We start from the raw sequence: 24,424 nt of genomic DNA on the forward strand, positions 1-24,424 counted from the left end.
GGTCCTTGAGTAGGTGGGGCAGGTGCAAGGCGATAAAGCCATAAACAGCTTAGCGAGGTAATTTGGGAATTTCCCCCATGCCCAATCGGCTCCTGCGCCTCCTGGCCGCAGACTCACTTGGTGATATGGGGCCCAAACTCCAGCCCACTACCCCAAGCACTGCCTTGGTAGGCACAGTCATTGGCAGGGCCAGCTGGCCCAGGCGGGGTGGGTTTAATCGCAGCAGTTCACGGTATTCTTCCGGAAGTGACGCCACGGCTGCGGCAAAGAGAATCTTGTAGCCGCCCTGCTGCGAACGCGGCAACGGCGGGTTCTTGATGAAGGTAACAATTTCTTTCACCCGATGGTCGTAACGAAGCTCCGGGGTGAATCCAGCCAATTGTGACTGTAACTCTTGGACGGTAACAGGAGGCTGGAGAACCCGCATGAGGGCTCCTGCCACGGCCCAGTCGCCCACGTACGCATCAGCGCCGTCCGGTATTGGTTCCCCATACGCTTGGTGTGTACCCAAAAATGCCTGTGTAAAAGCCAAATGCACCCAGCGCAGCAATTCCGGGTTGTTGGCAGTATAGGGGCGCTCGTCTCCGTTGTTGGTGGTGTATGTGCCATGGATGTGCTCGTGGATGCGCAAGACCTTTGCCGAAGCCTTCTGCGCCGTAGCAGTATCACCGTAGCTGACGGTGAAGATCCAGCGGATAGTTCCGGCCAACCTGCCTAACGGGTCTGTGCGGTAATTTGAGTGATCGTGCACTCCCGCAAGCGCGCCAGGGTGCAACGCCTGGATCAAAAGTGCTTGGATCCCTGCCACAGTAGTCGTCATGGAGCCGTGCACCGCCCAGACTGCCGATCCGGGCCCAAAGTAGCCTCCGTCGTCGCCCTTTTCCAGGTCCACCTGCCATTGCGGGATGGTGAGCGAATTATTGGCGAAGGTTCCACGCAGCTCACGTTGCCACCGGGATACTATGTTCTCCATGATTCTATTCTGAGCCCTTGCAAGCACAAATGCACAGCTGCCTCAACTTGGAACTTCCCCCATCACGCTCAGAGTCCGCGCTAAGAGCTATCAAAAGTTGAGCTTGGCCGTATCTTGTTCGGCGGTTTCCGTACGTGCTCGCCAACGCCATTTCAACGCCATTGAGGCCAACATGGCAGCCTCCGGTTCCCCAGTGACGGCGCGCCCAACACCGAATCAAAGGTGTTGTCCACGTGTTTTTTCCTTACGGTTGGTGCGTGTTTAGGCAAACGCTTACGCGGCTTCCCGGGTGAGTGGTTTACGGTGCCGTGGTTGGAAACGATGCGAGCTGGCGTGGGCGCAGAAACTGTCCGCGTGTTTTTTTATCAAAGAACATCACGTACAGGATGCAGATAAGACCCAATGCGATGGCTATGGTTCTGATCAACACCACGGGAATCCAGGGAAAAACACTTAGTTGGTCAGTGAGGGCAATCAAGGTAAAGAATGCGCTCAGGTACAGCGTTAAACGGGTCTGCCAGCCTTCGGGAATGCCGGTGACAGCGAAGAAGGCCAACAGCCACAGCATGTACCAGGGTTGGATCATTGGCGCCAGCAGGACCACGGCTGCGAACGCCCAGGCCATGCGCCGGAGCACCGCCTGGCTGTAGCGCTGGGATTGATCAAGAAATATGGCACCATTTTTCGTCGGTGACTGCGGCGACTGCGGTGACTGCGGTGACTGCGGTGGCAGTGTGAGCTTCAAAAACGCCAGCGCCATCACAATCAGGATGGAGGTGAGCTGACCAATGGTTTGAATAACATCAGTCACTGCAGCACCCGCACCGCCAAGAACCATGACCACAAAACCAACTGCGTTGGAGAACAAGCCCACAGGTGCATACCAAATCCACACGGTGCCCGGAGTTTGCAAGGCGGCAAGCCAGCCGAAACCAAACCCATTGATTGCACCCATAGCCGCCATAATGGCTGTTGAAATGCCCAGCGTTGCAGCCCAAATACCAAACTTGCGCACCCAACCGGCCTGATAGCCTGCCCACAGCAGCCCCACGAATGGGAGGGCAATCAAGGTGATGGGTTTGATGGCAATAGAAGCCGTGACAAACAAGATGCCCACTATGGGCCGTTTGGCCGAGGCGTAGTAAATGCCGGCAACCACAAGCCCCAGCATCAGTGAATCGTTGTGCACACTAGCCACAAAATTGATCAAAACCACCGGGTTCAACACAGTCAGCCACAGTGCGCGGTGGGGGTTGAAACCATGGCGTGCAGCCAGTTTGGGCACATAGACTGCCAGTAAGATAACGCCCGCCAAACTGGCCAGACGGAATGGAATCAACGCTATCTCAGGGCTACTGGCCGGCAATATCACCGCCAGGTGCTCAAGCCAGAGCCAGAGCGGCCCATAGGGGGTGGGTGCCTCCGTCCACAGCGTGTCGGGACCAAGTGAAAAATAGTTGTTCAGCGCTGAAATACCGTTTGTATAAGGGTCAAGGCCCTGCTGCATGAGCCGGCCCTGACCAATATAGGCGTATGAGTCACGGCTGAATAAAGGCAGGGCAAGCATCATTGGTGCCACCCACAAGCTCAACGCCTTTTTCAGGACAGGGCCGCAGTCATCGTCCCAGCCGGCCAAGTGCTGGCGCAGCCTCACCCACGCCCGCAGCATCAATGCCGCCCCCACGCACAACATCACGGTGGTGGTGATAACGGCCACAGGTGTTGTTCGGGCCAGGATGAACAACGGGTTGCGAATCAGTACCGAACTGCTGGCCAACCAGCCAACTCCAAAGGATCCCAAGAGCAACAGCAGTGAACCGGCAAATCCCTGCCACATGGCTGATGCAGCCGTGCCAGTACGGAAAGGCAGTTTACTGAACAACTTGTGCTTCACCTCCGGCAGGGCCGCGCGCGTACTGGTCAACAACTAACTCCTGAACTTTTGCCGCCCTGAACGCAGGGCAGATTGGCGTGTACATGGCCGGGCAGATCCGGGGCGCAGCAAACTGCTGCGCTAATATGTAGAATGCCAAGGACTCCGTCCTTGGCATTCTACCCACTTCAGCCAGAGCGTTCCTTGGATCACCTAGAACCCACTGTGTCGTATCGAGGCTTGGCCTGGCCCAAGCTGGAACAATACTTGAGAAGGACAGCATCATCTCCACGGATACTTTTTTTGCCGCCCTCGCCCGATTCCGGGACGTGCTGCTTCCCGCCCGCATCCAAAACTGGGTAAAAACACCTCGCGGCATGTGGAGTGTCTTTGCTGGCGTTCACATACTTTTCTTGCTGTTGGCGGGCCTGCTCTCGCTTCGAGGCGAGGCGTTCAGTGACACTTTCATTTACCGCATCTGGGCATCGGTGGACTTCAACGAAAACCTTGTAACCGGCCCCAGCCCGTGGGTTTACCCAATCCTTGCCCTCCTGCCCATGGTGGTTGCGTACCTTTTTGGCGGTGGCCCGTTCCTGTTCATCTGGGTCCTGCTGATCACCGCCCTGAACACCTTGGCCGTTGGCAAACTCACCCGCTGGGGTAAAAACTCTCAGGCTATTCCGGCAGCCCTATGGTGGATTGGTTTCACTGCTTTGTTAGCGTGGCTTGGCTTTGCCCGCGTTGACGGGTTAACAGCCCCCGTGGTCCTGATCGCCCTGTCAATCGGTGTGGCAAGCCCGTTCCTGACCTCGCTGATCCTGAGTATCGCGACGTGGACAAAAGTCTGGCCGGCCGCCGTCGTACTTGCCCTTTTCACTGTAGTGAAGCAACGCGTCCAGGTGGTCCTGGCCGGGGTACTCGTCACAGCAGTTGTTGTTGCCTTAGCGCTGGGCATGAACGCTCTGCCCAAGCTGCTGAACTTTCTGCTCGAACAAGGCGATCGTGGCATGCAGCTCGAGGCAACGTTCACCATGCCCTGGCTCTGGATGAGTGTGCTTGGGCTTGGTGGTGCGCGCATGTACATGAATCAGGACATTAACTCGATGCAGGTCGATGGCCCGGGATCTGGGCTCATGAGCTTTTTGATGCAGCCGCTGCTTATCGCCGCCGCACTACTGGTTGCGGCCCTGATTTTCTGGGCTCTGCATACAGGTAAGCGCAATGGTGGGGCCGATCGCACGGCGCTCCTGCTCTTTGGCTCCCTGGCACTTGTCACAGCCTTTGTGGTGTTCAACAAGGTGGGCTCGCCGCAGTTCATGGTGTGGCTGGCACCTGCGGTCGCTGTTGGTCTGTCCTATCAGTGGAAGGCCTGGCGCGTCCCCGCCACCATGCTCATCGGCGTCGCGGTGCTGACATTCCTTGTCTACCCACTCTTTTACGACGCACTCTCCCACAACAACCCCGCCATGGCCGCCGTTCTGACCTTACGTAACCTCCTGCTGGTGGTCTTGTTTGTGTGGAGTGTGCGCCAACTCTTCCTCATGGGCAAGAACCCTTCACTGATTCCTCGGCACGACGCCGTTGCCTCCTTAGCGGCCAGCTCGGCCCCCGCCGGGGCTACTTCTGCTGCGGCCGCTAGTCCCGCCGGGGCTACCGAGTCCCCGCTGACCAAGGAGCCCTGACATTTCAGCTCCTTTCTCCGACCGGGTCTTGGAACGGGCCATCACTATCCGCACAAGATTCATCTCCCCGCAGGTACTGGCATGGTTCCGCACACTCGCTAGCGTGTGGTGGGGATTCGCCGCCGTTCATCTTTTCTTCCTGCTCTGGATGATGAGCTTCATTGTCCACGGCGATACTTTCAGTGACACCCAGCAGTACCGCCAGTGGGCGCTTCTTGGCTATAACCCAGAGGTTTTAGGTGATGTGATCAGTCCGTGGGTGTACCCGCTACTGGCACAGCTGCCGATCTTTGCCGCCAACGTGTTTGGCCCCTCGCTGTACCTCCTTGGCTGGACGCTGATCATCACATTTCTCAACGCCGTGGGCCTGTATTTCTTGACCCGTGGCTCGCGGTCCCGGAGCGGGATAGCACCGGCCTGGTTTTGGCTGTTCTTCACCATGTTCATGGGCTTTCTCAGCTTTGCCCGTGTAGAAGGCATCACCACCTCATTTGTTCTGGTTGCCCTCCTGTACGCAGTTCAGCGCCCTGTTATCGCAGGACTGCTCCTCTCCGTAGCCACGTGGATCAAGGTGTGGCCGGCTGCCGTTATTGCTCCCTTGCTCATTGCCAGCACCAAACGGGTTCAGGTGTTGGTGACAGGCATTTTTGTCAGTGTGGCGGTGGCGGCCTTTGCCGTACTGACCGGGGCTGGTTCTCACCTGTTGGATTTTGCCATCAATCAGGGCGATAGAGGCATGCAGTTGGAAGCCACTTTCTCCACCCCATGGGTGTGGATGAGTGTGTTTAATGTGGGCGGATCCAAAATCGCGGACAATTTGGCCATTAACTCCACCGAGGTTTACGGCCCGGGAGCGGAAGTTGCAGCCTGGTTGATGCAGCCGCTGTTGATCATGGCCGCCCTAACCGGTGCGGTGTTGATGATCTGGGCTCTACGGCGAGGTGCCCAGCGCCAGGAACTACTTCTTGAAGGATCACTGTTGATGGTCACGGCATTCATAGTGTTCAACAAAGTTGGTTCACCGCAGTTCATCATCTGGCTGCTGCCTGTTGTGGTAGCCGGACTAGTTCACGATTGGGACAGGTGGAAGGTTCCTGCCACTCTTTTGATGGGTATAGCGTTCACCACATTCATTATTTATCCGTTGTTCTACACACCCTTGATCCATGCAAACCCCATCATGGCTGCGGTGCTAACAAGCCGGAACGTACTGCTTGTGACACTTTTACTCTGGGCTGCCAAACGCACGGTTGAGCTGGGCCGCAACGCGATCCCCCACCCACCGAGCTAACAAATCCGGAGCGGGTCCTGCCCTGATGCTAGGCACGGACCGAGTTTGACCGGCTGATTCACCATCACACCAGCGGCTTCGAGTCAGCCTCGCGTGCGAACAGCAGCCTACGAGTGTGGACATCCACAACCAGTAGGTAAATGACCACCACCCACGCAACGGTGATGGAAAGCACCTCTGAATCGATCGGAAGTTGCACAAAATTCCATACAAAAAGCTGGTCTTGGGCACCAAACACCACGAAGAACGCAATCACCACATAACAAACCTTCGTTTGCCAGTTATTACGGATCCCTGTCACGGCTAGAAACGGCAGGAACCACAAAATGTACCAAGGTTGGATGATCGGGGCCAAAAGTACCACGGCGGCAAACGCCAGCCCCATCCGGCGTACAGCCTTTCGCGGGTCTCCAAAGAGCACTAACCAAGCCGCGATCCCAATGCTGGCAATTTTCAACACGGTTCGGAAGCCATCTCCTATGACCGCTCCGTTAAGACCCACCGTATTGGCGGCCAGTTCTACCACCTGCCCACCGAAGCCCGAGGGCGAATAACCCGTGTAACCGGGCACGGTATCAGTGAGTGCCCAGGTCCAACCCAACCCCAAATTCTGTGGAATACCCATGAGCCACAAGAGAAGCAGACTCAACGAGGCAGTCCCGGCCCAGTAGAGGAAGCGCCTTCCCCAACCGGCAGCCTGCCCCGCCCACAACAAACCAATGAATGGCAACAGAACAATCGTGATTGGTTTTACGGCTATGGAAGCCGTCACAAGCACAACTCCCAGCAGTCCCCGCTTGGTAGCGGCGAAGTAGGTCCCTGCCACGGCCAGGCCAAGCATCAGGGAATCGTTGTGTGCACTGGCGATAAACGAGAGCAGAAATAACGGATTCGCCACAGAAATCCACAGTGCCCTGGCACCGTCGATGCCATGAAGGCGTGCAAGTTTAGGCACATAGAGAACACACAATGCCACCCCCACGCAGGCGATCACGCGGAAGAGCAGGACGGAAAAGTCAGGTTGCCCCCCGGTCAGGGCAACAACGCCTCGGCTCAGCCACAGGATAACTGGTCCGTATGGTGTCCGGTTCTCAGCCCATGAGGGATCCGTGCCAAGCATGAACCAGTTACTCAAGGATGAAATCCCGGAAGTATAGGGGTCCAGTCCCTCTGCCATGAGCCGGCCTTGGCCTGTATAGGCGTAGACGTCGCGGGAGAAGATAGGGACGGCTAGAACAAGTGGCGCTCCCCAAGCGATGATGGCAATCACCACGGTACGCAGCGAACCCGGCCCCCACTTGCAAAGTCGCTGCCCGAGCCGCAGCCAAGACCGCAGCAGGACCATGGCGCCAAGAGTCAGTAAAATTGTTGAGGTAATGACCCCGGCACCCTCGGTACGCATTGCTATCACCAGTGGATTACGAATCATTGGGGAGCCGTTTGCGATCCAGCCCACCCCTACAGAGCCGACCGTGATCATGAGAGAACCAATGAATCCTTGCACTACGGCAATCCACGATCGATGCAAGGCAACATCGTTCTCCACGGCAGGCGAGGCTGTCATCTCAAGTCTCCAGCCGTCGTCGTAAGTTTTCTGCAACAAAATATTGGGCGGTATCGGAACCGCTGGAGTCGATTTTACCGCACGCGGCCACGGCAGCGCAGTTCCGGTACATTGGGGAGGTGGCTATTACTAATGAACGCATTGTGTGGATTGACTGTGAGATGACGGGTTTGGATGCCGTCAATGACGCCTTGATTGAGGTGGCAGCGCTCGTGACGGACTCCGAACTGAATATTTTGGGCGAGGGTGTTGACGTCGTCATCAAGCCCAGCGAGGAGGCTTTGGCGCAGATGGGTGACTTTGTCCGCAACATGCACACCACCTCGAAGCTGCTGGAGGAACTGGCCGGCGGCACCACTATGGAGGACGCCCAAGCACAGGTGCTCGCATACATTCGCAAGCACGTCCCCGTGGCCAACAAGGCTCCCCTCGCCGGAAATTCCATTGGCACTGACAAAGTGTTCCTTGCCCGTGACATGCCCGAACTCGTGGAGCATCTGCACTACCGCGTCATTGACGTCTCCACCATTAAAGAGCTCTCCCGCCGTTGGTACCCTCGCGCCTACTTCCAATCACCGGCAAAAACTGGTGGGCACCGCGCGCTGGGCGACATCATGGACAGTATCAAGGAACTCAAGTACTACAGGGAAGCCGTATTTGTCCCTGCTCCAGGTCCGGATTCCGCCACAGCCAAGAACATTTCAGCGGCTCTCTAACCCTCCTTGTGAACTTGTAAAATTCTCACAACACAATTTCCGCCGCCAAAATGCGATTTAACTCACAGAAAAGTCAAAAAGAGCCGCTTTGGTCTTGGCAACCTTTTTGATCGGGTAGACTAGTCGTCGTTGCCATAAGCGCGGAAGACATCGAATAGATGTATTTCTGCACTTCGGCGGACATGGTGGGATTAGCTCAGTTGGCAGAGCGCCTGGTTGTGGTCCAGGAGGTCGCGGGTTCAACCCCCGTATCTCACCCCGAGTGTGATTCACAGGAATCACGAAACACCCCGGTCAATTGATCGGGGTGTTTTTCATTCTCTCCCTTGTGTTGTCCCGGTGTCCGCACCTCCCGAATTTTGAACCACATAGTAAAATCTGACCTGATTCCCAGCCTGAAAAGGAAGCTGTCATGACCATCCTGCCCGTGACCATCTTGGGTGAACCCGTTCTCCACCGCCGCGCTGATGAGGTTAAGACCTTTGACGAAGACCTCAAATCCCTTGTCGCAGATATGTATGAAACCATGGCGGCGGCCAACGGTGTTGGTCTGGCAGCACCGCAAATAGGAGTCGGTCTGCGGATCTTCACCTACAAGATGGAGAACGACGACGACGTCCCCTCCCTTGGGGTTGTGGTGAATCCAACGCTGACAGTGGGTAAGATCTCTGGGAACGCTCCGGATCCTGAAGAAGAAGTTGAAGGCTGCCTGTCAGTACCCGGCATTGACTTTCCACTCAAACGAGCCGAGTGGGTGCGTGTGCGCGGATTCGATGTAGATGGCAACCCCTTGGATTTTGAAGCCACGGGTTGGTTTGCCCGTTGCATGCAGCACGAATATGACCACCTTGACGGCAAGCTCTACGTTGACAGGCTCAATGCACGTTTTTCCAAGAAAGCCAGGCGCTCCGCAAAGAGCAACGGTTGGGGCGTGCCTCATCTGACCTGGATGCCAGGGGTTGACCCGGACCCTTTCGGGCACTAATCCATTCCGGGCTCCGCTCCGGGCACTACTCCGCGCCAGCACCAATCCACTCCGGCTCCGGCTCCGATGATGCTGGCGGTGCGATGTTGTGAGTGGTTTCTCACGTGGAGTTTTCTGCGCAATATTACTGCGGAGCCAGCCTGCATGGAGTAGCTTGGGCATACAGAAAGTATGTAAATTTTTACTCCGGCCGCTTCTTTCTTTACGACGTGGCCGCAAAGGGGAACAATGTCCGACTCAAGCACGACCAACCCAGCCCCGACAGGGATTCCCCGCAAAGTCATAGGCCTTGCAGTGGCCGGTGCCGTAGGCGGATTCCTGTTTGGCTTTGATTCCTCAGTAGTCAACGGCGCGGTAGACGCCATCCAGGGCCAGTTTGTTCTAGGGGACGCCCTGACCGGCTTCGCCGTAGCTGTTGCTCTTTTGGGCTGCGCGGTTGGCGCCTACATGGCCGGAAAAATTGCGGACGCCAAGGGGCGCATCCCGGCCATGAAGCTCGGTGGCCTCCTCTTCTTCGTCAGTGCTTTGGGTACCGGTTTCGCGTTCAGCGTCTACGACTTGATTTTCTGGCGGCTCGTGGGTGGTCTCGGTATTGGGCTGGCCTCCGTTATTGCTCCTGCCTACATTTCCGAAATTTCACCACGCAAACACCGCGGACGTTTGGCTTCGTTGCAGCAGCTGGCCATCACGACAGGTATTTTTGCGGCACTGCTTTCCGATGCTTTGTTTGCAAATGCCGCCGGAGGCGCCGCCCAGACGCTGTGGTTTGGTTTGCCTGCTTGGCGTTGGATGTTCCTGGCCGCAGCAGTTCCGGCCGTGGCGTACTTCCTAATCGCTTTGGTACTCCCTGAATCCCCTCGCTTCCTTGTGCTCCAAGGAAAAGAAGAGGAAGCCGCAAAGGTTTTCAAAACCATTGCCCCGCATGAGGACACCGAACGCAGCATCCGCGAAATTAAAGAAGCTGTTAAGGAAGATTCGCTTTCCGCTAAGAAAGGTTCCCTGCGTGGGAAACGCTTTGGTTTGATGCCAGTGGTGTGGATTGGCATCATCCTCTCCATGCTCCAACAATTTGTGGGCATCAACGTCATCTTCTACTACTCCACAACTCTGTGGCAGGCGGTGGGCTTCCAGGAGAAGGATTCACTGACCATCTCAGTGGTAACGGCAATCGTGAATATCCTTGTGACACTCGTCGCCATTGCACTCGTGGACAGAATCGGTAGGCGTCCCATCCTGCTGACAGGGTCCATTGGTATGGCACTGTCCTTGGGCACCATGGCACTGGCTTTTGCCAATGCCACTGGCTCAGGTTCCGACATCAGTTTGCCCGGCTCCTGGGGACCTGTAGCGCTGGTTGCAGCCAACATCTTTGTGGTTAGTTTCGGCGCCTCGTGGGGACCGCTTGTCTGGGTCCTTTTGGGCGAGATCTTCCCTTCTCGCATCCGGGCCCGCGCGCTCGGGCTGGCAGCCGCAGCTCAGTGGATTGCCAACTTCATCATCACCTTGACATTCCCCTCCATGGCTTCGGCTTCACTGCCGCTGACCTACGGAATCTACGCATTGTTCGCGGTGGGATCGTTCTTCTTTGTGATGTTCAAGATCCCGGAAACCAACGGCATGTCCTTGGAGCAGGCGGACACCCTGTTCGTAAAGAAGCCCAAGGCCGCCAAATAACCACCTCTTTTGGTTGAGGTTGGAGGTGATGACACCCCGGAGGAATGAACGGGATGTCATCACCTCCAACCTCAACTGCGGTGGTGTTCGGTAGGCTGGGAAAATGACTTCCCGAACCACCCTCAGCCCAAACTTGGTCCTTGCCTACCTTGACATCGCCGAAGAAGATCGCAGTGACTGTTTAATTTTGATTGAGGGACCCCCCACCCCGCCAGTATCCAGGGTTTTGACATATTTATCCGCCAGTTTGGGCAGCGCCGACGAGCCTGTCCCTGAACTTGGTACTGCAGAACTGGCCGTTACTGAGCTGGATTGGCTCAGTGCCATGATGCGTTTTGTGCCTGACCTTTTGGCTTGGCATCAGGGGCGGGCCATCTCTGACGCAATTTCGCGTGCCACCTTGGCTGATTTTGGTCGCAATTTGGTCATTAATCGCAGAGTCCACAACCGGTTCGGCATGGACACCTGGAAATGGCTCAACCACGTGTTCTCGGGCCGTATATATCAGCTTGGTCGGCTCCAATATCTGATCCACCAACCAGCAAATCCCATCCCCGGTGTTTCCAGCGGAGAATGGATACTGGGGATCCATATCCCAGAAGGTGGTGGCTTAGCTGCCGAGAACGTGCGTGAAAGTTTGGCATGGGCTGGCAGCTTCTTTGCCAAACACTTCCCCGCACAGCCGGTAAAAATAGCCAACTGTGAGTCCTGGCTACTGGATCCTTATCTGCGGGATCATCTTGACCCAAGCTCCAATATTGCCAGATTCGCCGCCCGTTTCACTCCCTACGGGCAGCCTCGCGATGAACCAACGGATGCCGTGTACTTCACTTTCCGCACCCGCACTCTAGAAGAGTTGCACACGTTGCCACGGACCACGACGTTAGAAAAGGTTGTTCTTGAGCGCATCGATGCCGGAGGCACCTGGCAGTTGGGCTTCGGTACTTTGGAGTTATGATGCCAACAACACGCCGCCATGCTGCGGTAAACTTATTATTTGCTGTCCTGTCTTTGCCTGACAAAATTCTTCACCGCTAGAAAGTAGTCTTGTGTCCTCTCCGGCCCAGTCCCCCGTCCGCGCCACCGAAATTACCGGTCAGGCGCAGCGTCGCAGAACTTTTGCCGTCATCTCCCACCCGGATGCCGGTAAGTCAACGCTGACAGAAGCGTTGGCGCTGCATGCCAAAGTGATTGGTACCGCCGGGGCAACTAATGGCAAGTCCAACCGCCGGGACACAGTCTCTGACTGGCAACAGATGGAGAAGGACCGCGGGATTTCAATTAGCTCCGCGGCGCTTCAGTTCTCCTACCGCGACACTGTCATTAACTTGCTAGACACCCCCGGGCACGCTGACTTCTCAGAAGACACCTACCGCGTATTGGCTGCTGTCGATTGCGCCGTTATGCTCATTGACGCTGGCAAGGGCTTGGAAACTCAGACCATGAAGCTCTTTGAGGTGTGCCGTCAGCGCAATCTACCCATCATCACCGTAATCAACAAGTGGGACCGGCCAGGACTTGACCCCCTTGAATTGATGGATGAGATCACCGAGCGCACCGGGCTGACCCCCATGCCACTGACGTGGGCCATCGGCATTGCCGGTGACTTCCGTGGCGTGTGGGATATCCGACGCAACGAGTTTGCCAAGTTTGCCCGCAACAGCTCCGGCGCCCACATCGCCTTGACCCAGTACCTCACGCCCGAGCAGGCAGCCGAATCCGAAGGTGAAGCATGGGTTGAGTCCACCGATGAAGCCAGTCTGGTTGTTGATGTCGATTCACCTTTGGACCTTGATGCGTTCTACGCTGGCAAAGCCACTCCCCTGCTGTTCTCCTCAGCAGCCCTGAACTTTGGGGTCAAGCAAATACTGGACACGCTGGTGGACTTTGCCCCTCCGGCTTCCCCGCGCGCCGACATTTCCGGCACCACCCGTCCGGTAGAAGCCCCTTTCTCAGGCTTTGTGTTCAAGGTCCAGGCAGGCATGAACCAGGCACACCGCGACCACGTGGCTTTTGTCCGCGTCTGCTCTGGCATGTTTGAACGAGGCATGGTTGTTACCCAGTCACGCACAGGCAAGTCCTTCGCCACCAAGTATGCACAGCAAGTGTTTGGCCGCGAACGAGAGGTCATCGATACCGCGTTTCCTGGTGATGTAGTGGGGCTGGTAAATGCTTCAGCTTTGCGAGTGGGCGACAGCCTTTACGTTGAGGAAGGCGTGGAATACCCTGCCATTCCGCTGTTCGCGCCGGAGCACTTCCAGGTGGCCCGATCCAAAGATCCCAGCAAGTACAAGCAGTTCCGCCGGGGAATTGAACAACTGGAGCACGAAGGTGTTATTCAGGTGCTGCGCTCGGATTTACGCGGCGATCAGGCACCTGTGCTCGCTGCTGTGGGCCCCATGCAGTTTGAAGTTGTCGAGGACCGCATGCATCATGATTTCAACGCTCCTATGCGTTTGGAGCGTTTGCCGTATTCTCTCGCCAGATTGACCACGCAGGAGGCCACAGCCACGCTGAGCGCGATTCATGGAGCTGAGGTACTTGAGCGAAGCGACGGGGAGTTCTTGGCCCTATTCAACGATATTTGGGCTATGCGTAGGGTGGAAAAGAACCACCCTGGCCTCTCACTGGCAGAAATTGGTACTTCCATGCAGAAGTAGCCCTTGGTCTGCTTTATCTGCAGCTGGCGTTGACAACGAGTTTCTCTTCAATGCAGGTATCCAGATGGCAAGCTTTGCTGCTGCGGACACGGGCCAAGGACACGTTTCATGGCCGCTTTTTCTGCTGCCGTTACCCAGAGGTTGTAGGCGGCTTTGACGGAAATTTGGCGGGCAACATAGTGGCAGCGAAATTTTTTGGACGCTGGCAGCCACGTGGCTGCGTCGCCGTCAGATTTTTCTTGATTCGCCGGCCCATCTGCCGCCAGAAGGTTCAAGGGATCGTTGGCTAAACTTTGGCGTTGCAACCCCGACAGCGCTGATGCGCCGGTCTGCCATGCATTGCCAAGAGCCACCACATGGTCGATTTGTACTGCCCCGCTGCTGTCTTTGCCTCGTTGGAAGTGAACTTCCGCTCCTGTATATGGCTCAGCGAGAACACCGGAGGCCACTACGCAATGGGAACCGGCACTGAACGCAACCCCTTGAAGATCTCTTCGCAAGACATCGTTGCGAGTGTCGCAGCCGTTGGCGTCGGCGTCCATCCAGGCTTCACCGAAGGCGCTGCGTTGGTAGTCCTTGCCCGGAGCTTTCCCCTTAACCTCCAGAGTGTCCAGCAGCATCAGTGCGCTTCCTGTCGATACTGCAATGACTGGCCCGCCCAGAACTGGCGTCGGTGTGCTGAACGATGGAGCCGGGCCGGCCTCTGGTACGAAAGGCCACCGCCCCGAACTGTGCAGCCAGCCGCTCAAGAGCACTAGAACCAGCAAGGCTAGAGCAATTGCGGCGTGCACGGGGGCCCGGCACTGCGCCTGCGGTCGGTGCCGTTGGAGTTGGAGTTGTGTGTGGCGTGCCATGGCCTCTGCCCACCTTGATTCCCTCACCAGCGGCTGCGTCGTTGAATAAGTCGTGCTGGAACAAGTCTAGAGACATAGCCGTTGGCGCGTTCTGAGTTATCCACAGGCCGATGTGGCGTGTGTATCGAGAATCTGGCAGCCGTTGTAACCCTCAGGCAGCAAAAAGGCCGGCCACCTAAAGTGACCGACCCATTTACAACTACTCATTCAGTGGTGCTATTTATTCAGGGCGTTTCGCCGGACCCAGCCGATAGCGGCCGTAGCCACGAACAGGACGATTCCAACGACCGCCAGCCAGAACAGGCCCTTGACCACAAAACCAAGGATCGAAAGGACAAGCCAAATGACAAGAAGTGCAATTATTATTCCAACCATCGCATAAACTTACCGCACCATCGCCGCTATTGAAAAGTTACCTACAGCCGGGTAGGAAGTAGTGGCACACCTCGCGGTAGATTCACAGATTGGGAAAGTTTAAGTGGATAGGGCAGCCGATACGCCGGGTTTTGTCATCCGCAACAGTTACCCGCTGCGGAGAGGCAACCATCCATCTACGAACGCCGTTGCCGACGCCCTCTAGCGGCCTACCCAGACACTCGGGCGAACAGCCCTCAGTCATGCCCTGTCTGGCCTTGCTCCGGGCGGGGTTTACCGAGCTTCCCCAGTCACCTGGGGAACTGGTGGTCTCTTACACCACCGTTTCACCCTTACCTGCGCCGGCTCTTGCGAACCAGGCGGGCGGTTTACTTTCTGTGGCACTTTCCTGCGAGTTACCCCGAGTGGGCGTTACCCACCACCCTGTTCTGTGGAGCCCGGACGTTCCTCGAGTCACTTGCGTGGCTCGCGGTTGCCTAGCTGCCCTATCCAGCAACTAAGTGTACAGGTCGCAGGGACACCGATCGAGCGGAGCAAGACTGGGCAGCTGGGTCTGGTCCAGAATTCTACCGGGGTGAGGTTAAAGCTAAAGGTGCCGGTCGGCGTCGTACTTTAAAGTACGACGCCGACCAGCACCTTTGACACGCCGTTACGTTACGCCGGCAACAGTACCGGTGATTCTTCCACTGCGGGGAATTGACGCGGGTGGACCCCTGCCATCTCTTCCATCACGCGGACCACTTGGCAGCTGTAGCCGAATTCGTTGTCATACCAGACGTAGAGAACCAAATGCTTGTCATTGCTGATCGTTGCTAGACCATCCACAATTCCGGCCCTGCGTGAACCAATAAAATCGCTGGAAACCACTTCCGGAGAGTCAATGAAATCGATCTGCTTGCGCAGCCCGGAATTCAAGGACATATCCCGCAAATATGTGTTGATTTCTTCTTTGGTAGTGCCGTTTTCAAGTGTCAAATTCAAGATCGCCATCGACACATTCGGGGTGGGGACACGGATGGAGTTACCAGAGAGTTTACCGGCGAGCTCGGGCAGTGCCTTGGCTACGGCCTTTGCAGCTCCGGTTTCGGTCAAAACCATGTTCAGCGCTGCAGATCGCCCCCGGCGGTCTCCCTTATGGAAGTTATCCGTCAGGTTTTGATCATTCGTGAAGGAGTGCACAGTTTCAACATGCCCATGGACAATACCGTACTTGTCGTTGAGCGCCTTGAGCACCGGTGTGATGGCGTTGGTGGTACAGGAGGCGGCGGTGATGATCTTATCTTCATCCTTGATGGTGTCATGGTTGATTCCATGCACCACGTTCTTTAGCGCCCCTTTGCCTGGTGCGGTGAGCAACACCCGGGAGGCACCCTTGCTCTGCAGGTGCTGCGAGAGGCCTTCCTCATCGCGCCACCGGCCGGTGTTATCCACAATCAGGGCGTCGTGAATATTGAAAGCGGTGTAGTCGATGGCGGAAGGATCATCCGAGTAGATAACCTGAATGGCTGTGCCATTGGCCTGGATGATGTTGCGCTCTTCATCAACGGTGATAGTGCCGTTGAAAGGCCCGTGGACGGAGTCACGGCGCAACAAGCTGGCACGTTTGGTCAGGTCAGATTCGCCACCATTGCGCACAACAATCGCCCGGAGCCGCAAGCCCTGACCGCCCCCTGCGTGTTCAATGAGGATCCTGGCCAGCAGCCGGCCGATCCGCCCGAAACCGTAGAGGACTACATCCTTGCCTCGCCGCAGATCCTGTCCCTGGCGGTCCACGATCTCAGCTAGCTCAACGCGCAGGAATTCTTCGCGGCTCTGACCTACACCCTCTTGGGCGTATTTGAGATTCAACGTGGCCAGGTTAATCGACGCCGGGCCCAGACGAAGGGCTGTCAATGCAAGGAGCATGGGCAGTGTTTCTTCTGGACGGAGTAGAACTCCGTCAACATGGCGGGCAAAACGGTGCGCCTTCAGCAAGCTGACGGCGGACTGGTTGATCAGGCTGCGTCCATGTACTGAGAGAATCACGTTATTCTCACGATACAGGCGGCCAATAAGCGGAATCATAGCTTCCGCCATGGTTTCGCGTTCGATCCATGACTCTAGGACGGCTTCACTATTGTTTGCCGCGAGTTCTTGCACCACGTAATCATCCTCTTCCAGCTCAAAACACCCTTGGTTCAAGCCACCTCTAGTGTGCCAGCGCACAGATGTTACTGGCGAGTTCAGTGAGACGGTTCACTAGACCGGTCTATCTAGAAATGAACTATACGGGATTGCCGTGACGTCTCTACGCCGGAGTATCCCCTGATGACCTGGAGTCTTAGTGGAGATTGACCCACTCACCAACAGATAAGCTCGAACAGTGCTAATTTTGCTTCCCCCTTCTGAAGGTAAGACCCCGGCCCAGACCGGTTCCCCCGCTGACTTGGCTGATTTGAGCTTTCCCTCGCTCACCGCCGCCCGGCAGGAGGTGGCATTTGCGTTGGCCTCCGTGTCAGGACAAGATGATGCTCTCCGTCAACTGGGCGTAGGAGCAACCTTGGGGCATGAGGTCTCCCGGAACATGCGCCTGATGAAAGAGCCAGCCGCACCGGCCCACAGCATCTACACGGGTGTGCTTTTTGACGCCCTGGGGTATTCAAACCTCACAACAACCCAAAAACGCAAAGCGGATGCCACAATCCTTGTGATCTCCGGTCTCTGGGGAGCCGTGGGATTCGCTGATAGCATCCCCGCCTATCGTCTCTCCATGTCCGTAGGCCTGCCAGGTCTGGGGAAACTAGCCAGCTACTGGAAACCGCGGCTAGCCGCGGCGTTGGCGGAGCACGCCCAAGATCATCTCATGGTCGATTGCCGCTCCAGCAGTTACGCCGCCGCGTGGGTCCCTGACCCCGTGCGCACTGTGGCCATCAACGTTTTCACAGAACGTGACGGCACACGCAAAGTGGTCTCACACTTCGCCAAACACACCCGCGGGGAACTGGCCAGACACTTGCTGACTCGCCGTGGTGCGGCACCACAAAACCCGGAGCAGCTGACCCGTGCCGCCGGAGAACGATGGACGGTTGAACTCGTGGCAGGAACTTCGCGCAAAGCGCACGCCCTGAACATCATCCTCAGTGACTGAGCTTTCCGACCACCGAAGCTCCAAATAGCCAAACACCAGTGGGAATGCGGTCTAGCCCCAGTCCTCGGAACGGACCAGAATGGCACCTGAATCCGGGCAAAAGACAAGGGTCTCAGGCGTTGACTTTTTGATCTCAACCAGGTCGCCAGCGCTGAGCTGCATGCCTGAACCTTCTGACTTTCCGTGGAACAAGCGGGCAGCGCCAACACCGTATTTGCCTAGGGCCCTGTCGTAAATGGCCAGCAGTTCCGGGGCAAAGGTGGCGGCCAGCTCCGCCCGTTCGGCCAAAGTGGCGTCGCGCTCCATTTTCAGTGCACCCAATTTGCTGCGCAGCTCATCCAAAACCTCGTCAAGGACGGATTGCATCTGTGCCACGAGGCCGTGCTGAGCCTCTTGCTTCGACGTTGCCTCCTCGAAGGCCTCCATAGCCTCCAGCTGGGTGTCCTCAAGATCGCCCCGGCGATGATTCAAGGATTCAATCTCACTTTGCAGCGCCATGAGATCTTTTGACAATCCACTGCCACTGTTCAATTTCGTCTCGTCGCGTTCAATCCGGGCAACTACAGCCGCCACATCATCTTCAGCCTTCGTTAGTGTCCTGTGAGCATCACTCACGGCCGTATCAAGGACTACAAGATCACTTTTAGCCACTGTTACCCCAGCGTGTAAATCTGGAAGGCGAGGATCTTCTTTCAACGCCTTCGCCTGAACATCAAGCCCGCGTAGTTTGCCGTCAAGGCCCTGAATCTCCAGCAAGCGCATTTGCTCGCCCGGTGCTGCCTTAGCCATGTAAGTCCTCCTGCTACATCACGTGCGTGGTTATTCTCATGGGCAAGCCTAGTTCCCGGGGGTGAGAATAAAGTCCCACGGGTCCGTGTTTGTCTGACTCACTGCCAATTCAGCCTCAAAGCCCTGGTCGCTCAGAACATTACCCAGGGCTTGGGCCGCGGCAGGAAGCCATAGCCATTCGCTGGCAAAGTGCGAGAGGTCGATAAGGAACGGCTTTCCGTCCGCGCGTGCCTCACGGGCTTCCGAGGCCGGGTGATGACGCAGGTCCGCAGTGACATATACATCGGCATCACTGGCACGAACAGCGTCAAACAAGCTATCTCCGGCCCCTCCGCACACCGCCACCTTATGGACAAGCGCGTTTTTATCCCCCGCCACCCGCACACCTCCGGCAACGGCTGGCAGCGTTAAGAAGATCCGCGCGGCCAAGTCACCCAACTTTTCGGCTCCCGGCAGCATGCCAACACGGCCAATTCCTTCTTCGACTAAACCGTGTTTGGCTGCCATAAGCGGCTGCGCATCGCTCAGGCCAAGAACGTCGGCAAGTACATCGGAGACGCCACCTACAGCGCTATCGCCATTGGTATGGACAGTCAGCAGGGCACAACCACCTTCGATCAGCCTATGGATTGCCCTGCCTTTCCCCGAGGTGGCGGCCACCGAGTTCACGCCCTTAAGCAACAAGGGGTGGTGGGTGATCAACAGTTGCGCACCCCATTCCAACGCCTCATCAATGACCTCAAGTGTGGGGTCAACAGCGAACATGATTCTGTCTACTTCCGCCTCAGGGCGGCCAACTACCAGACCCACACGGTCCCATTCTTCAGCCAAGGATTCCGGCCACAGCTCCTCAACAGCGACGAGAATGTCTGAGAGTACCGGAGTCTCCAAGGCAAACAATGCATCCTCGCCCGGCCCTGAGACTTGATCCGGCCCTGAGTCCTGATCCGGAGCCTGGAGCGAATCTTGTTCCTGAAACGAATCTTGTTCCTGGTCTGGATTTTGTTCCTGGACTGGATCTTTTTCCTGATCTGGATCTTGTTCCTGATCTGTGCCGGTGACTGCCTCGGCGCCGTGGGCACCTGCGCCAGTTCCGTCGTCGTGCGTGGGAAGAAATGATTCCTTACTCATAGTCCTACCTTACTGGCGAGAGCGCCCAGTGGAGACTTCAAAGCCGTTGGGGAATCTTGTGGCCACCAAATGACTTATAAATGAACATGAAGACTTTTGTATTGGGCGGTGGGTGCTTTTGGTGCCTCGATGCCGTCTACCAAATGACCAAAGGCGTGGAATCCGTAGTGTCCGGTTACACTGCCGGGGCCCTGCCAAATCCCACGTATGAACAAATCTGTACTGGCATGACAGGACATGCGGAGGTGGTATCGGTGACTTTTGATGAAAGTATCATTCCCCCGGACGTCATCTTGGACATGTTCTTTGTGCAGCACGATCCCACCACGCTCAATCGGCAGGGGTACGACGCCGGAACCCAGTACCGCTCAGCCATGTACTACCGCGATGCTGAGGAAGAAGCAGCTTTCCATGCTGCTATTGAGCGCAACCAGCCGTTGTGGGATGACCCAATAGTTACGGAAGTCTCACCACTGGGGGTCATCTATCCTGCCACCGCAGATCACCAGGATTTCTATGCCCAGCGCCCGGAAGTCGGCTACTGCAGGGTCATTATCGACCCAAAAATCGCCAAAGTAAGAAAACATTACGCGAAGTGGCTTTCCGCGTAGGAACACCCCGCAGGAATCGCTACGCTGGCGAACATACCGAGCACCCCGAGACTGCAGCACACCGGTTCACGAAAGAATTGAAGGAGAAGTCATGGCACGGATTTATGACAATGTTACCCAATTGGTGGGCGGCACACCCTTGGTGCGCCTCAACCGCCTAACTGAAGGCCTGGATGCCACGGTGGCTGTGAAGCTGGAGTTCTACAACCCTGCCAACAGCGTCAAGGACAGGATCGGTGTCGCCATTGTTGATGCAGCAGAGGCGTCGGGGGAACTCAAGCCCGGTGGCACTATTGTGGAGGGCACCTCAGGGAACACAGGCATCGCCTTGGCCATGGTTGGCGCTGCACGCGGCTACAAAGTTATCCTGACCATGCCAGAGACAATGTCCACTGAGCGGCGCGTCATGCTCCGTGCGTACGGTGCTGAGATTGTTTTGACGCCGGGTTCCGAGGGTATGCGCGGATCCCTAGACCGAGCGAAGGAAATCGTCGCCAACACGGAAAATGCTGTCTGGGCCCAACAATTCGCCAATGTTGCAAACCCCGAGGCGCACCGGCGTACCACCGCCGAGGAAATCTGGAACGACACCGATGGGGCCGTTGATATCTTCGTTGCCGGAGTTGGTACCGGTGGAACCGTCACAGGTGTTGGCCAAGTCCTCAAGGAACGCAAGCCCGGCGTGCAGATTGTTGCCGTGGAGCCCCTAGATTCGGCCATCCTCAACGGTGGGGCCCCTGGCCCCCACAAGATTCAGGGTCTGGGCGCCAACTTTATTCCTGAAATTCTGGATCAAGACATCTACGACGAAGTATTCGACGCCACGCTAGAGGACTCCGTCCGGGTTGCCCGCGAACTCGGTGTCAAAGAAGGGATCTTGGGCGGCATTTCCTCCGGAGCGATCGTCTGGGCTGCCCTGGAACTGGCTAAACGCCCGGAAAACGCCGGCAAACTCATAGTCGCCATCATCTGCGATTTCGGCGAACGCTACATTTCCACAGTGCTTTACGACGACATCCGGGGCTAGTAAGTATCCTTGGCGGAATATTTCCCGCATCAATGACGCTGTCGGTGTCAGTGATGCGGGTCTTGCCGTCTGGGGACTTTGTTTGTTCGAACGCTGCGTAGTGGGACGGCTCCTTTGCGCAGGCATGGCAAACCACGCCAAGAATTATCTGTGGCGCTCAACTGAAGGAAGTCTGTGGGATTTTTCAGCAGAATACATGAAGACCTCGAGTCGGCCCGCTCGCATGATCCGGCTGCCCGCAGTTCGGCAGAAAACTTTTTCATATACTCGGGGCTCCATGCCATCTGGATGCATCGGCTAACCCACAAGATGTGGGCTAAACCGGGATTGCGGTTTCCTGCAAGGGCATTGTCACAGTTGGCGCGTTTTGTCACAGGAATCGAGATCCATCCGGGTGCCACCATTGGCAGGCGCTTCTTCATCGACCACGGCATGGGCGTTGTTATTGGCGAGACAAGCAACATTGGTGATGACGTCATGATCTATCACGGGGTAACCCTCGGGGGCCGTTCTCTGGCCAAGGTCAAGAGGCACCCAACCATCGGCGACCGTGTCACCATAGGTGCCGGTGCGAAGGTGCTGGGCCCCATCACCATTGGCAGTGACTCCGCCATTGGCGCCAACGCCGTCGTGGTCAAAGAGGCACCTTGTAACTCCATCATCACGGGCGTCCCAGCCACATGGCGGCATCGAGACGCTAAGCGTGAGATGGCTCCGGCCGTCGATCCAGCGGAGTACATCGACCCGGCCATGTGGATTTAGTTCTTTCAGCTACCCACGTAGGCGCGGGCTATGGAGGAAAGTGCGGCTTCATTCGCATCCGTCCAGGCGTCCATGGACAGCCCCGCCCCCGAGAGCTCCAGACTGACGAGTCCGTGGACTTGCCCCCAGACTGCCATGGCGACTGCGGCCGGAGGTCCAGCTGCAGGTGCGTTCTCAAGCAGTGCAGACACGGCAGCCACCAGTGGCGCCAGCGCTTCATGGAAAAAGTCCAGCGCTCCCTCACGGCGATCCCCTGATCCTTGCCAGCCGGCAAACATGAGCAAGTGAAGCACCGGTTGTCACAGTGCCCATTCCCGAAATGCCCGACCCAGCGCCAGCAAGCCCCGCGGTGCTGCCGCGGACGCAGACGCCGCGAGCATGCGAAATTCTTCTTTAACATCGGCTGCCACGCCTTAGACAGCCGCGTCCATGCGCCTGATAAAAACTTTAGCGGTGTGCATAGGAGGTCTTGCCTTAGGCCCCACATTTTTCGCCTACTGGGAAAGCCCCGAGCATCGACAGGACTTTGCCGCCAGCGCTGGAGACCCCTTCACTTTGCCCCGTGGCGAGCGTTCATGAGGCAGAGCGCAGGAACGGCACGTCAGCGCTTGGGCCGCTGATCACCGCACCCCAGAACGACGGCGGCGGGTAACCTTTTTTTCAAAGGTTACCCGCCGCCGTCGTTCGCCACCGTGGATTAGTGAGTGTCTACGGCACTTACCTCGGATTTGTCCCCGCTCCACTGGGTGTGAAACGTACCTTCTTCGTCAACACGGTTGTACGTGTGGGCGCCGAAGAGGTCGCGCAGTCCCTGGGTCAGTGCGGCGGGCAGGCGCTTGCGGCGTAACCCGTCGTAGTACGCAAGCGAGGAAGAGAACACCGGAACCGGGATGCCAAGCTGAACGGCGGTGGACACCACGCGGCGCCAAGCTGGGAGAACCTCGGCAATTTCGGCTGCGAACGCCGGCGCGAACAACAGGTTCGCCGGCTTCTCTTCTGCCGCGTAGGCCTTTGTGATGTCCTTGAGCAGCTCTGCACGGATGATGCAGCCGCCGCGCCATAGGGAAGCGATCTCGTCAAGCTTCAGATCCCAGTTGTACTCGGTGGCCGCGGAGGTCAACATGTCGATGCCTTGGGCGTAGCTAATCAGTTTGGACGCATAGAGAGCCTGGCGGACATCTTCAACAAAGTCCGCGCCTAGTTCCACGGAAACCTCATGGCCGGTCAGGACCTCTTGGCCAATGGCACGCTGGTTGCGCTGGGAAGACAGTCCGCGAGCAAACACGGACTCGGCGATCGCCGAGGTGGGTGAGCCAAGATCAAGGGCTGACTGGACAGTCCAGCGGCCCGTGCCTTTCTGGCCTGCCGAGTCAACAATGACATCAACCAGCGGCTTGCCGGTCTTGGCATCAACATGACCCAGCACCTCGGCTGTGATTTCAATCAGGAATGAGGCCAGCTGCCCCTCGTTCCACTTCTTGAAGATCTCTGCCTGCTCAGCCGGTTCGATGCCGGCGGCGCTGCGGAGGAGGTCGTAGGCCTCACCGATGACCTGCATGTCCGCATACTCAATACCGTTATGGACCATTTTCACAAAGTGGCCGGCACCGTCAGTTCCAATCCATGCACAGCAAGGCTGGCCGTCCACCTTGGCGGAGATCTTTTCCAGCAGCGGACCCAGGGCGTCGTAGGATTCCTTGGAGCCACCGGGCATGATGGACGGGCCCAGCAGGGCACCCTCTTCACCACCGGATACGCCAACACCTACGAAGTGCAAGTCTTTTTTGGCTAAGGCGGCTTCACGGCGGCGGGTGTCCTGGAAGTTGGAGTTGCCGCCATCTATGATGATGTCTCCGGCCTCCATGAGCGGTACGAGGGCATCGATCACCGAGTCAACGGGAGCGCCGGCCTTAACCATCATGAGCACGCGGCGCGGTTTCTCCAATGACTCTACAAGTTCGGCGAGCGTCTGGGTGCGCACGAAGTTTCCTTCGGCGCCGTGGGCGTCCAACAACGCGTCGGTTTTTTCAACCGAGCGGTTGTGCAGCGCCACTGTGTATCCGTTGCGGGCCAGGTTGCGGGCCAAGTTGGCGCCCATGACGGCTAGGCCGGTGACGCCGATCTGTGCTGTGCCAGTTTGTGCAGTGTCATTTTGTGCAGACATGCTACCTCCAGAGTGAATTGAACAGTTTCCTCCAGCATATCGGTGACGACTCAGGTTCCCCAGTTGGTTACAGGATTTTGCGGGCGGACAGGTGCACGAACATGCTGGTGGTGCGCGGCTGAGCGGGCATACAGGTGCTTGTCTCATTTGAGACTGGCTTTATAAA

21 protein-coding genes, 1 tRNA gene and 1 other RNA gene are annotated in these 24,424 nt (G+C 57.1%); 12 read left to right on the top strand and 11 right to left on the bottom strand.

Annotated elements, in window-relative coordinates; translation table 11 throughout:
• Positions 1-49: 49 nt before the first annotated feature.
• Together AAFM46_RS09970 and mptB (AAFM46_RS09975) are read right to left on the bottom strand one after the other, a co-directional pair.
• Positions 50-973 carry an oxygenase MpaB family protein gene (locus AAFM46_RS09970; protein ID WP_283527682.1) on the bottom strand — a complete coding sequence of 308 codons (924 nt, stop codon included), beginning with the start codon at positions 971-973 and terminating at the stop codon, positions 50-52.
• Between the two features lie 298 nt (positions 974-1,271).
• A complete protein-coding gene (gene mptB / locus AAFM46_RS09975; RefSeq protein WP_343317598.1) occupies positions 1,272-2,897 on the bottom strand; it encodes a polyprenol phosphomannose-dependent alpha 1,6 mannosyltransferase MptB in 1,626 nt (541 codons plus the stop codon).
• 233 nt (positions 2,898-3,130) lie between these two features.
• On the opposite strand from mptB (AAFM46_RS09975), the gene AAFM46_RS09980 reads away from it, so the two are divergent.
• Complete coding sequence (locus tag AAFM46_RS09980) at positions 3,131-4,528, top strand: glycosyltransferase 87 family protein (RefSeq protein WP_343320428.1); 1,398 nt, start codon at positions 3,131-3,133, stop codon at positions 4,526-4,528.
• 40 nt (positions 4,529-4,568) lie between these two features.
• Positions 4,569-5,819 (top strand): glycosyltransferase 87 family protein, encoded by a 1,251-nt coding sequence (locus tag AAFM46_RS09985; RefSeq protein WP_343320429.1) that lies wholly within the window; start codon positions 4,569-4,571, stop codon positions 5,817-5,819.
• A 64-nt stretch (positions 5,820-5,883) separates the two neighbouring features.
• Here the strand turns inward: AAFM46_RS09985 and mptB (AAFM46_RS09990) are convergent, their stop codons facing one another.
• Complete coding sequence (mptB, locus tag AAFM46_RS09990) at positions 5,884-7,383, bottom strand: polyprenol phosphomannose-dependent alpha 1,6 mannosyltransferase MptB (protein ID WP_343317599.1); 1,500 nt, start codon at positions 7,381-7,383, stop codon at positions 5,884-5,886.
• A gap of 119 nt (positions 7,384-7,502) precedes the next feature.
• Here mptB (AAFM46_RS09990) and orn point away from each other — a divergent pair, with 119 nt between their 5' ends.
• The 6 genes from orn (at position 7,503) to AAFM46_RS10020 (ending at position 13,418) form a co-directional block, all read left to right on the top strand.
• Positions 7,503-8,099, top strand: a complete 597-nt coding sequence (gene orn / locus AAFM46_RS09995; protein ID WP_283527690.1) for an oligoribonuclease — start codon at positions 7,503-7,505, stop codon at positions 8,097-8,099.
• A gap of 185 nt (positions 8,100-8,284) precedes the next feature.
• Positions 8,285-8,357: transfer RNA gene (locus AAFM46_RS10000), tRNA-His, on the top strand.
• A 154-nt stretch (positions 8,358-8,511) separates the two neighbouring features.
• Positions 8,512-9,084, top strand: coding sequence for a peptide deformylase (gene def, locus AAFM46_RS10005; RefSeq protein ID WP_283527692.1), 573 nt, complete (start codon positions 8,512-8,514; stop codon positions 9,082-9,084).
• A 228-nt stretch (positions 9,085-9,312) separates the two neighbouring features.
• Positions 9,313-10,758 carry a sugar porter family MFS transporter gene (locus tag AAFM46_RS10010; protein ID WP_283527694.1) on the top strand — a complete coding sequence of 482 codons (1,446 nt, stop codon included), beginning with the start codon at positions 9,313-9,315 and terminating at the stop codon, positions 10,756-10,758.
• A gap of 103 nt (positions 10,759-10,861) precedes the next feature.
• A complete protein-coding gene (locus tag AAFM46_RS10015; protein WP_343317600.1) occupies positions 10,862-11,716 on the top strand; it encodes an acyltransferase domain-containing protein in 855 nt (284 codons plus the stop codon).
• A 91-nt stretch (positions 11,717-11,807) separates the two neighbouring features.
• Complete coding sequence (locus AAFM46_RS10020) at positions 11,808-13,418, top strand: peptide chain release factor 3 (protein ID WP_343317601.1); 1,611 nt, start codon at positions 11,808-11,810, stop codon at positions 13,416-13,418.
• Between the two features lie 47 nt (positions 13,419-13,465).
• Here the strand turns inward: AAFM46_RS10020 and AAFM46_RS10025 are convergent, their stop codons facing one another.
• The 4 genes from AAFM46_RS10025 to AAFM46_RS10040 form a co-directional block, all read right to left on the bottom strand.
• The gene (locus AAFM46_RS10025; RefSeq protein ID WP_343317602.1) at positions 13,466-14,272 is read right to left on the bottom strand and encodes an HNH endonuclease family protein; all 807 of its coding nucleotides are present in this window, start codon (positions 14,270-14,272) and stop codon (positions 13,466-13,468) included.
• Positions 14,273-14,488: 216 nt separating this feature from the next.
• Positions 14,489-14,647, bottom strand: coding sequence for a hypothetical protein (locus tag AAFM46_RS10030; RefSeq protein ID WP_283527703.1), 159 nt, complete (start codon positions 14,645-14,647; stop codon positions 14,489-14,491).
• Positions 14,648-14,751: 104 nt separating this feature from the next.
• Positions 14,752-15,135: RNase P RNA component class A (gene rnpB, locus AAFM46_RS10035), an RNA gene on the bottom strand.
• Positions 15,136-15,301: 166 nt separating this feature from the next.
• On the bottom strand, positions 15,302-16,789 hold the full coding sequence (locus AAFM46_RS10040) for a glyceraldehyde-3-phosphate dehydrogenase (protein ID WP_343317603.1): 1,488 nt from the start codon (positions 16,787-16,789) through the stop codon (positions 15,302-15,304).
• Positions 16,790-17,009: 220 nt separating this feature from the next.
• On the opposite strand from AAFM46_RS10040, the gene AAFM46_RS10045 reads away from it, so the two are divergent.
• The gene (locus AAFM46_RS10045) at positions 17,010-17,774 is read left to right on the top strand and encodes a peroxide stress protein YaaA (protein WP_343317604.1); all 765 of its coding nucleotides are present in this window, start codon (positions 17,010-17,012) and stop codon (positions 17,772-17,774) included.
• Positions 17,775-17,825: 51 nt separating this feature from the next.
• On the opposite strand, the gene AAFM46_RS10050 is transcribed toward AAFM46_RS10045, so the two are convergent.
• Both AAFM46_RS10050 and AAFM46_RS10055 read right to left on the bottom strand, forming a co-directional pair.
• Positions 17,826-18,563, bottom strand: coding sequence for a DNA-binding protein (locus AAFM46_RS10050; protein WP_343317605.1), 738 nt, complete (start codon positions 18,561-18,563; stop codon positions 17,826-17,828).
• A gap of 48 nt (positions 18,564-18,611) precedes the next feature.
• Positions 18,612-19,694, bottom strand: coding sequence for a Nif3-like dinuclear metal center hexameric protein (locus AAFM46_RS10055; RefSeq protein ID WP_343317606.1), 1,083 nt, complete (start codon positions 19,692-19,694; stop codon positions 18,612-18,614).
• 86 nt (positions 19,695-19,780) lie between these two features.
• Here AAFM46_RS10055 and msrA point away from each other — a divergent pair, with 86 nt between their 5' ends.
• From msrA to epsC, 3 genes are all read left to right on the top strand, one after another.
• Entirely contained in the window at positions 19,781-20,305 is a 525-nt protein-coding gene (gene msrA / locus AAFM46_RS10060; protein WP_283528604.1) for a peptide-methionine (S)-S-oxide reductase MsrA, read from the top strand.
• Positions 20,306-20,396: 91 nt separating this feature from the next.
• The gene (cysK, locus tag AAFM46_RS10065; protein WP_283527712.1) at positions 20,397-21,332 is read left to right on the top strand and encodes a cysteine synthase A; all 936 of its coding nucleotides are present in this window, start codon (positions 20,397-20,399) and stop codon (positions 21,330-21,332) included.
• A 174-nt stretch (positions 21,333-21,506) separates the two neighbouring features.
• Positions 21,507-22,094, top strand: coding sequence for a serine O-acetyltransferase EpsC (epsC, locus tag AAFM46_RS10070; protein ID WP_283527714.1), 588 nt, complete (start codon positions 21,507-21,509; stop codon positions 22,092-22,094).
• A gap of 5 nt (positions 22,095-22,099) precedes the next feature.
• On the opposite strand, the gene AAFM46_RS10075 is transcribed toward epsC, so the two are convergent.
• Together AAFM46_RS10075 and gndA are read right to left on the bottom strand one after the other, a co-directional pair.
• Complete coding sequence (locus AAFM46_RS10075; protein ID WP_343317607.1) at positions 22,100-22,387, bottom strand: WHG domain-containing protein; 288 nt, start codon at positions 22,385-22,387, stop codon at positions 22,100-22,102.
• Positions 22,388-22,791: 404 nt separating this feature from the next.
• A complete protein-coding gene (gene gndA / locus AAFM46_RS10080) occupies positions 22,792-24,258 on the bottom strand; it encodes an NADP-dependent phosphogluconate dehydrogenase (protein WP_343317608.1) in 1,467 nt (488 codons plus the stop codon).
• Positions 24,259-24,424 lie beyond the last annotated feature (166 nt).

The organism is Arthrobacter sp. TMP15 (assembly GCF_039529835.1).
GTDB lineage: Bacteria > Actinomycetota > Actinomycetes > Actinomycetales > Micrococcaceae > Specibacter.

Coding starts and splice junctions, on each gene's coding strand:
- AAFM46_RS10055 (WP_343317606.1), bottom strand. CDS start 19,694: ATGAGTAAGGAATCATTTCTTCCCACGCACGACGACGGAACTGGCGCA.
- def (WP_283527692.1), top strand. CDS start 8,512: ATGACCATCCTGCCCGTGACCATCTTGGGTGAACCCGTTCTCCACCGC.
- AAFM46_RS10015 (WP_343317600.1), top strand. CDS start 10,862: ATGACTTCCCGAACCACCCTCAGCCCAAACTTGGTCCTTGCCTACCTT.
- AAFM46_RS10030 (WP_283527703.1), bottom strand. CDS start 14,647: ATGGTTGGAATAATAATTGCACTTCTTGTCATTTGGCTTGTCCTTTCG.
- AAFM46_RS10010 (WP_283527694.1), top strand. CDS start 9,313: ATGTCCGACTCAAGCACGACCAACCCAGCCCCGACAGGGATTCCCCGC.
- AAFM46_RS10050 (WP_343317605.1), bottom strand. CDS start 18,563: ATGGCTAAGGCAGCACCGGGCGAGCAAATGCGCTTGCTGGAGATTCAG.
- AAFM46_RS10025 (WP_343317602.1), bottom strand. CDS start 14,272: ATGGCACGCCACACACAACTCCAACTCCAACGGCACCGACCGCAGGCG.
- AAFM46_RS09970 (WP_283527682.1), bottom strand. CDS start 973: ATGGAGAACATAGTATCCCGGTGGCAACGTGAGCTGCGTGGAACCTTC.
- gndA (WP_343317608.1), bottom strand. CDS start 24,258: ATGTCTGCACAAAATGACACTGCACAAACTGGCACAGCACAGATCGGC.
- cysK (WP_283527712.1), top strand. CDS start 20,397: ATGGCACGGATTTATGACAATGTTACCCAATTGGTGGGCGGCACACCC.
- mptB (WP_343317599.1), bottom strand. CDS start 7,383: ATGACAGCCTCGCCTGCCGTGGAGAACGATGTTGCCTTGCATCGATCG.
- msrA (WP_283528604.1), top strand. CDS start 19,781: ATGAAGACTTTTGTATTGGGCGGTGGGTGCTTTTGGTGCCTCGATGCC.